This is a genomic window from Bacillus sp. SIMBA_005 (genome assembly GCF_046535585.1).
GTDB lineage: Bacteria > Bacillota > Bacilli > Bacillales > Bacillaceae > Bacillus > Bacillus pumilus.
The window spans coordinates 1-262 of sequence record NZ_JAWRWI010000599.1 but is presented as its reverse complement, the minus strand read 5'-3'; the positions used below and the strand labels follow the sequence as shown (position 1 = coordinate 262).

The following is a 262-nucleotide window of genomic DNA, read 5'->3' as shown; positions in this document are numbered from 1 at the left end:
AGTGGCTAAACGCGGCGGACTGTAAATCCGCTCCCTCCGGGTTCGGCGGTTCGAATCCGCCCCCCTCCACCATTTTTATTTTCATAGGGGCATAGTTTAAAGGTAGAACAGAGGTCTCCAAAACCTCCGGTGTGGGTTCGATTCCTACTGCCCCTGCCAATTTTCTTAATATGATTCATAACATCTATGGCGGTTGTGGCGAAGTGGTTAACGCACCAGATTGTGGCTCTGGCACTCGTGGGTTCGATTCCCATCAATCGCC

At 51.5% G+C, this 262-nt stretch carries 2 tRNA genes; both read left to right on the top strand.

The window, feature by feature from the left end:
• Positions 1-85: 85 nt before the first annotated feature.
• Positions 86-159, top strand: a tRNA-Trp gene (locus SB660_RS21470).
• Positions 160-189: 30 nt separating this feature from the next.
• A tRNA-His gene (locus SB660_RS21465) sits at positions 190-262 on the top strand.